This window comes from Streptomyces sp. NPDC024632 (assembly GCF_055559175.1).
On sequence record NZ_JBVHLD010000025.1, the window covers coordinates 26,351 to 33,999 of the forward strand.

The window sequence follows — 7,649 nt, forward strand, 5'->3', positions numbered from 1 at the left end:
GCGGGCGGGCCTCAGGAGCGTACTTCGAGCAGCGGTACGAGCTGCTCGGCGGCGGCCATCGAGCCGTGCAGGCCGACCATCTTCGACTCCCCCGATTCCGTGCGGTGGGCGACGACCGCGATGTCGTCGCGGGCGACGGCCACGACGTCGCCGATCCGGCCGAACACCCGCTCGTCGGGCGGCGGTCCGAACCAGCCCGCCTCGATCGCCTCGGCCCTGGTCGCCACCCACATCTGCTCGCCGAGGACCTCGCTCCACACCGCGTGCACGTCGGCGGCGGCGCCGGGCACCGCGTAGACGTGCCGGGCGCGGGCCTCGCCGCCGAGCACCGCGACCCCGGCGCGCAGTTCCCAGTCCTCGTCGAAGTCGATCCGGGACCGCTCGTCGAAGGGGATGTCGATCATGCCGTGGTCGGCGGTGACGTACAGGGCGCTGCGCGGCGGCAGTTGCTCGGCGAGCCGCTGCGCCAGCCGGTCGACCATCATGAGCTGGCCGCGCCAGGCGTCGGAGTCGACGCCGTGCCGGTGCCCCATGCCGTCCAGCTCGCTGTAGTACGTGTAGACCAGCGTGCGGTCGGCGGCGCCGAGCCGGTCGGCGGCCAGGTCCATCCGCTCCTCGCCGGTGAGGCGCCCGTGGAAGGTGCCGCCGGACAGCGCGACCTTGGTCAGCGGGGTGTTGACGAAGGTCGGCGAGGAGACCTGGCAGGTGGCGATCCCGGCGGCGTCGGCGAGCTGGAAGACGGTGGGGTGCGGCTGCCAGACGTGCGGGGCGGTCCAGGGCTGCCAGCGCAGCTGGTTCATCAGCTCGCCGGTGGCCGGATTGAGCGTGGTGTAGCCCGCCAGGCCGTGCGCGGACGGCGGCAGCCCGGTGCCGACCGAGCCGAGCGAGGTCGCGGTCGTCGCCGGGAATCCGGCGGTCAGCGGGCGGCCGGTGCCGCCGCGCGAGGTCGGCAGCAGCGAGGTGAGGTACGGCGCCTCGTCGGGGTGGGCGAGGATCAGCTCCCAGCCGAGGCCGTCCACGAGGAAGACGCAGACCCGGTCGGCGGGCGCCAGTTCCAGGCCGGTGGCCGGCATGCCGGGGACGGCGAATCCGGCGACGGCGGCCGGGATGACGTCACAGAGCGCGCCGGTGCCGTAGTCGGGTACGGGAGCGGTACGCGGATCGAGCGGCGCGGAACCGTACCCGCCGTGCAGCGGCTGGACCATCAGTCAGTGGCCGCTGTCGCCTCGGAGAGCGCCTGCGCGAAGGCCAGGGTCTGGCGGACGGTGTCCGGGCCGTCGCCCGCCTCGCTGACCCGCAGCGACAGGTCGTCGGCGGTCGAGGAGCCGGTGTATCCGTGGTCGGCCTCGCAGTTGGGGTCGCCGCAGGCGGCGGGCTCCAGGTCGAGCCGCGAGACCGCGCCCCAGCCGATGGTGAGCACCACTTCGCGGGGCAGCGTGCCGGGCGTGTACGACTCCGGGTTCGCGACCACCCGGCTGACCACCACCGAGGAGATCCGGCCGATCTTCACCGATTCGGTGGACGTGGTGGCGTACGGCGTCGGCGAGGTGTCGTCGGCGGCCTGCTCGTCGGTGTGGCTCACGATGAAGCGGCTGTCGGTGAGCACCAGCACGGTCACATGACGACGGACCTCGTTGGCGTCGAAGCTGGTCTCCTGGTGGACCAGGTAGGAGGAGACCGGCTCGCGTCCGACCGCCGCCTCGACGGCCTCCGCCACGAGGGTGGGGTAGTAGCCGCTGCGCTCGATGGCCGTGCGCAGGCCCTGAGTCGTAGTACCGGTCTTCGCCATGCCGACCATCCTAAGGGCCAGGTACGACCGCGACGTGCTCGGAGCGCGACCCGGCGTGCGGGCGGGCGCGGGAGCGGGCGCCGGGTCAGAACGAGGACAGCGCCCGCGGCCCGAGATCGGTGCGGGCGGGCGGCCTGGCCAGGCGGACGGACGCGCCGAGGACGGTCAGGCCGCGCGAGGAGACCACCACCGGTTCCAGGTCGACCGCGACGACCTCCGGGAGGTCGGCGGTCAGCAGCGACACGCGCAGCAGCAGCTCCTCAAGCGCGTCGGTGTCGACCGGCTCGGCGCCGCGCCAGCCGAACAGCAGCGGCGCGGCCTTGATGGAGCGGACCAGTTCGGCCGCGTCCCGGTCGGTGGCGGGGACGAGCCGGTGGGCGGTGTCGCCGAGCAGCTCCGAGGGCGCGCCCGCCAGGCCGAAGGACAGCACGGCGCCCGCGGCGGGGTCGACGCCCGCCCGTACCACCGTGTCCACCCCGCGCGGCGCCATCGCCTGCACGACGGGCAGCAGCTCCCGCGGGGTGCCCAGCCGCGCGGTCAGCTCGTCGTAGGCGCGCCGCAGGTCGCCCTCGTCCGCCAGGTCCAGGCGTACGCCGCCGAGGTCGGCGCGGTGCCGCAGGTGGGGGGCGGTGGTCTTGAGGGCGACCGGGTAGCCGAGCCGGGCGGCGGCGGCCACGGCGGTGTCGGCGTCGGGGGCGGGCAGCGCGCCGCGCACCTGGATGCCGTACCGGCCGAGCAGCGTCGCGGTGTCCGCGTCGCCGAGCGCGATCCCGCCCTCGGGCGCCTCGCCGGGCGGCAGCAGGCGGCGTACGTCGTCGGCCGCCGCGGCCTCCTGGATGTCGTCGAACTGCGGGATGCGGCCCGGGTCCGCCGATCCGGCGCGCCAGGCAGCGTAGGCGGCGGCCTCGGCGAGCGCGCGCACGGCCCGGTCGGGCGCGGAGTAGGCGGGGATACGGGAGGCGGCCTCGTCGCCGGGCGCGCCGAGCCGGTCGGCCAGGGTCTCCAGGGCGAGGTGGGCGACCACCACCGGCTTGCCGCCGCCCGCGGCGGCGGTCGTACGGCGCAGCGCCTCGGCGAGCGCCGGGTCGTCGCCGGACTCGGGGTCGGGGGCGTCCTCGGAGCCGACGCGCGGGATCGCGGTGACGACGACGGCGTCGCTGCCGGGGTCGGCGAGCGCGGCGCCGAGGGCGGCGGCGAAGTCGTCGGGGGTGGCCGCGGTGGTGAGGTCGAGGGGCGCGGCGGGCCGCAGTCCCGCGGTGAGCGCGGCGTCGTAGGTGAGCAGGCCGAGCGATTCGGAGTTGCCGAGGACGGCGATCCGGTCGCCCGCGGGCAGCGGCTGGAGGGCCAGGAAGAGTCCGGCGTCCAGCAGTTCGGTGACGGTGTCCACGCGGATCACCCCGGCCTGCCGGAAGAGCGCGGAGACGGTGGAGTCGGGGATGCGGGTGGCGGGCACGGCGTGTCCTGCCGGGACGGAGCCGGAGTGCAGGGCGCCCTTGACGACGACCACCGGTTTGGCGGCGGCGGTGCGGCGGGCGAGCCGGGTGAACTTCCGCGGGTTGCCGAAGGATTCGAGGTACATCAGGACGGCGTCGGTGTCGGGGTCGTCCTGCCAGTACTGGAGGAGGTCGTTGCCCGAGACGTCGGCGCGGTTGCCCGCGGAGACGAAGGAGGAGGGGCCCGCGCCGCGGCGGTGCAGTCCGGAGAGCAGGGCGATGCCGATCGAGCCGGACTGGGTGAACAGGCCGAGGCGTCCGCTGCGCGGCATCTCGGGCGACAGGGAGGCGTTGAGCCGGACCCCGGCGGCGGTGTTGAGGACGCCGAAGGCGTTCGGGCCGATCACCCGCATGCCGTGGCTCCTGGCCTGCCGGACCAGCTCGCGCTGGCGCGCCCTGCCCTCCTCGCCGGTCTCGGAGTATCCGGCGGCGACCACCACCAGGCCCTGGACGCCCGCGGCGCCGCAGTCGGCGACGGCCTCGGGGACCCGGTCGGCGGGCACGGCGATCACGGCGAGGTCGACGGGCGCGCCGATGCCGAGGACGGAGCGGTGGCCGGGCACGCCGTCGATGTCGGTTCCGCCGTCGGGGAAGGAGCGGTTGACGGCGTAGACGTGGCCGGTGAAGCCGCCCGCGACGATGTTGCGCAGCAGCGTACGGCCGACGCCGCCCGGCCTGCGGCCGGTGCCGACGACGGCGACCGAGCCGGGGCGCAGCAGCCGCTGGACGGAGCGGGCCTCGGCGCGGTGCTCGCGGGCCCGCATCACCTGGACGGACTGCTCGGTGGGTTCCAGGTCGAGTTCGAGGTGGACGACGCCGTCGGTGAAGCTGCGCTGCTGGGTGAAGCCCGCGTCGGTGAAGACCTTGACCATCTTGCGGTTGGTGGGCAGGACTTCGGCGGTGAAGTGCAGGATGCCGCGCTCGCGGGCGACGGCGGCGATGTGTTCGAGCAGCGCGGAGGCGACGCCGCGGCCCTGGTGCGCGTCCTGGACGAGGAAGGCGACCTCGGCGCGGGTGCCGGTGGTGCCCTTGTCGGCGGAGACGGCCCGGCCCGCGTCGTCGGTGCGGTCGTAGCGGACGGTGGCGATGAAGTCGCCGCCGACGGTGGCGGCCAGGCCGACGCGGTCGTTGTAGTCGTGGTGCGTGAAGCGGTGCACGTCCCGGTCGGACAGCCGGGGGTAGGGCGCGAAGAAGCGGTAGTACTTTGACTCGTCGGAGACCTGCTCGTAGAAGTCGACGAGCCGTCCCGCGTCGTCGGGCCCGATCGGCCGGATGTGGGCGATCCCGCCGTCCCGCAGTACGACGTCCGCCTCCCAGTGGACTGGGTACGGATGCGCCGTCTGCTCGCTCATGGCCCCAGCGTAAGCGGGTGGCCCGGCGGGCGCGTCACACTCGCGGAGCCGACGCGCAGGGGGCAGTCTGGTGGGGGCCGCGATCGTGCCGACGTGCCGGAGCAGCGCTCCGGCCGTGCGAAACTGGTCTAGACAACTGGAACGACCCGAAGGGCAGCACCATGGTTGAGCGCCGTGTCAACGTCGGCTGGGCGGAGGGCCTGCACGCCCGCCCCGCGTCCATCTTCGTCCGCGCGGCCATGGCCGCGGGCGTCCCCGTGACGATCGCGAAGGCCGACGGCGGCCCGGTCAACGCCGCGTCCATGCTGGCGGTGCTCAGCCTCGGCGCGCAGGGCGGCGAGGAGATCGTGCTCGCCTCGGAGGCAGACGGCGCCGACGCCGCGCTCGACCGGCTGGCGAAGCTCGTCGCCGAGGGCCTGGAAGAGCTTCCCGAGACCGTCTGAGACGCGGCGGGGCGCGCCCGCCCTCCCCGGCCGCGCTTTCGCGCGACCGGGCCTTCGGGCGGTGCGCCCTGCCGCGCGAAGCGCCCTTCGCGTGGCCGGAACACGTCCGGGGATCTTTGTCCCGCCACCGGACAGCGGAATTCAGCGGGGCCGGACAATCCACCCGGATTGCACCGGCCCCGCTTTATTGCATTTACGGGTGCCGCAATTCTACGCACTTGTATACGGTGCGATTGTTAATGGCGGCGGCGCACCGCGTTTACGGGATGTTTCAGAATCCTCACCGCGGCGCTCCGCTCCACGTGCCCCGCGGCCAGTTTGCGGGCCCGCTCGGCGTCACCGCGCGCCACCGCGTCCACGAGCGCCGCGTGCTCCTCCCACGACTCCACCGCGCGGGTGGGCACGTCGTCGCCGTACACCCAGGCGATCTTGTGGCGCAGCTGCGTGAGCAGCGCGGCCAGCGTGGGACTGCCCGACGCCTGCGCCAGCGTCTCGTGGAACCAGCCGCCGAGCGACGGCAGGTCGGACAACTGGCCCTGGACCGCGCGCTCCTGACCTAGGCGTACGAGTCCGCGCAGCACCTTCAGATGCGCGTCGGTACGGCGCTGGGCGGCGCGCGCGGCGCCCAGCGGCTCCAACAGGCCGCGCAGTTCCAGAAGGTCGGCCGCCTCCTGCTCGGTGGGCTCGGCCACCGACGCGCCGGCGTGCCTGCGGGTGCGGACGAAGCCCTCGGACTCCAAGGTGCGCAGCGCCTCGCGGACCGGCACGCGCGACACCCCGTACCGCTGCGCGAGCAGTTCCTCCGTCAGCCGGCCGCCCGGCGGGAAGAAACCGCTGACAATGTCGTCGCGGATGGCCGTACACACCACCTGGGCGGAGATACGCCGCCCCGTGCCGTCCGTCCCGTTCACATCCGATTCCGCATCGCAGGACCCCATTCTTTCCGCACATTCAGCGGTAACCCTATTCCAGCACACCAGGGATTCCGATCACAGTCCCGAATATGGGACTTCTTTTGGCGCGCGGGACCGATGCGGGACGGGTACGGGACGGGTACGGGACAGACGAAGGCCCCGGCGGGGGGAGCCGGGGCCTTCGTGCTGAGGGGGGTGGTGCGGTGGTTCCAGGGGTCGGTGGCGGGACCCCTGCGGGGTCCTGGGGTCAGACCGAGACGCCGTGCTTGCGCAGGTAGGCGATGGGGTCGACGTCGGAGCCGTAGTCGGGTCCGGTACGGGTCTCGAAGTGCAGGTGCGGCCCGGTGACGTTGCCGGTCGCGCCGGACAGGGCGATCTGCTGGCCGGGCGTGACGCTCTGGCCGACCGAGACCTGGATCGAGGACAGGTGGCCGTACTGGGTGTACATCCCGTCGGACATCCGGATCACGATGTTGTTGCCGTACGAGCCGCCCCAGCCGGCCTCGACCACGGTGCCGGAGCCGACCGCGTGCACGGTGGTGCCGCTGGCCGCGTGGAAGTCGATGCCGGTGTGGTAGCCGGAGGACCACAGGCCGCTGGAGGAGTGGTAGGCGGTGGAGACGTAGGAGCTGTCGACCGGCAGGACGAAGGAGCCGAGACGCTTGCGCTCGGCGGCGGCGCGGTCGGCGCGGGCCTTGGCCTCGCGGGCGGCCCGGACCTTGGCCGCGGCCTCCGCCTTGGCCTTCGCGGCTGCCGCGTCGGCCTTGGCCTTGGCCGCCTTGGCGCGGGCGGCGGCCTCCGCCTGCTTGCGGTCGGCCTCCGCCGTGGCCTTCGCGGCCTCGGCGGCCTTGCGCTGGGCCTCCGCCTGCGCGGCCAGGGAGTCGGCGAGCGAGCCGGTCACATCGGCGGTACGGGCGAAGACGGTGTTCGCGACGGCGTCGTGCGCGCTCTCGGCGTGGGCCGTGGCGGTCATCGAGGTGGCCCCGAACGCTCCGGTCGCGGTGAGCACCGCGACTCCGGCGAGCGTGCCGCCACCGCGGACGGTGCGTGCGGCGCCGCGACGGGGACGGCGGTGCTTCCCGCTGGGCGCGGGCAGAACGGTGAACGCCATGAAGAGGCGTCGCTCCTTTCCTTCCTTCTCGCCTACCGGGTTAGCTGACGGGTTCGGAGCAGGAAGGTCTCCTACGGGTCCGCCCGCCGCTCGGCGGTCGGTCCCGATTCACCCCAGGGACTGCTCCCTCGTGAGAGGGCTGGGTCCCCGGCTCCCCTGACGGGGACTCGGCGATGTGTGCCCGCGTGCCGCCGGACGCGGCTGCTGCTGACGGGCAACGAGCGAAGACGCTAACCGCGGTTTCGCCCATCCGCCAAACAGATCAGCTGATTTGTTGCGTACGCCACACTTCGCTGACACTCCCCCGCAAGCCCTCCCCAACTCCCGCACGGCGCTCGAAAACGCCCGCGCGGCGCTCCAAAACGCCCGCGCGGCGGTCGAAAACGCCCGGAACCCCGGCGCCGCAGGGGGCTGCCGGGGTTCCGGGGACGGGTGGCGGGGGGGGGGGGGGGGGGTCTTCTCCGGTGGGTGGTTGGCCGCTATTAGGATGTGCCACGCGCCCCTTCTCCCTGGTTGGTCTTCACCTCTTTTCCGCCCCACCACCCCC

Annotated in this window: 6 protein-coding genes and 1 riboswitch; of the genes, 1 reads left to right on the top strand and 5 read right to left on the bottom strand. The window is 73.9% G+C overall.

The genetic code is table 11. The features are described 5' to 3' along the window. Window positions 1–11: 11 nt before the first annotated feature. The 3 genes from ACZ37P_RS35690 to ACZ37P_RS35700 form a co-directional block, all read right to left on the bottom strand. Entirely contained in the window at window positions 12–1,205 is a 1,194-nt protein-coding gene (locus ACZ37P_RS35690; protein ID WP_391048945.1) for an alkaline phosphatase family protein, read from the bottom strand. Continuing rightward, window positions 1,205–1,798, bottom strand: coding sequence for a DUF5998 family protein (locus ACZ37P_RS35695; protein WP_188286046.1), 594 nt, complete (start codon window positions 1,796–1,798; stop codon window positions 1,205–1,207). The genes ACZ37P_RS35690 and ACZ37P_RS35695 overlap by 1 nt, the downstream gene beginning before the upstream one ends. A 76-nt stretch (window positions 1,799–1,874) precedes the next feature. After that, window positions 1,875–4,634, bottom strand: a complete 2,760-nt coding sequence (locus ACZ37P_RS35700) for a bifunctional acetate--CoA ligase family protein/GNAT family N-acetyltransferase (RefSeq protein WP_391163834.1) — start codon at window positions 4,632–4,634, stop codon at window positions 1,875–1,877. 161 nt (window positions 4,635–4,795) lie between these two features. Here ACZ37P_RS35700 and ACZ37P_RS35705 point away from each other — a divergent pair, with 161 nt between their 5' ends. Then, a complete protein-coding gene (locus ACZ37P_RS35705; protein WP_355338395.1) occupies window positions 4,796–5,077 on the top strand; it encodes an HPr family phosphocarrier protein in 282 nt (93 codons plus the stop codon). A gap of 236 nt (window positions 5,078–5,313) precedes the next feature. Here ACZ37P_RS35705 and ACZ37P_RS35710 read toward each other — a convergent pair whose 3' ends face one another. Both ACZ37P_RS35710 and ACZ37P_RS35715 read right to left on the bottom strand, forming a co-directional pair. Next, a complete protein-coding gene (locus ACZ37P_RS35710) occupies window positions 5,314–6,015 on the bottom strand; it encodes a GntR family transcriptional regulator (RefSeq protein ID WP_355338392.1) in 702 nt (233 codons plus the stop codon). Window positions 6,016–6,238: 223 nt separating this feature from the next. Further along, complete coding sequence (locus tag ACZ37P_RS35715) at window positions 6,239–7,102, bottom strand: M23 family metallopeptidase (RefSeq protein WP_467350585.1); 864 nt, start codon at window positions 7,100–7,102, stop codon at window positions 6,239–6,241. A 15-nt stretch (window positions 7,103–7,117) separates the two neighbouring features. Continuing rightward, window positions 7,118–7,285: riboswitch (cyclic di-AMP (ydaO/yuaA leader) on the bottom strand. Window positions 7,286–7,649 lie beyond the last annotated feature (364 nt).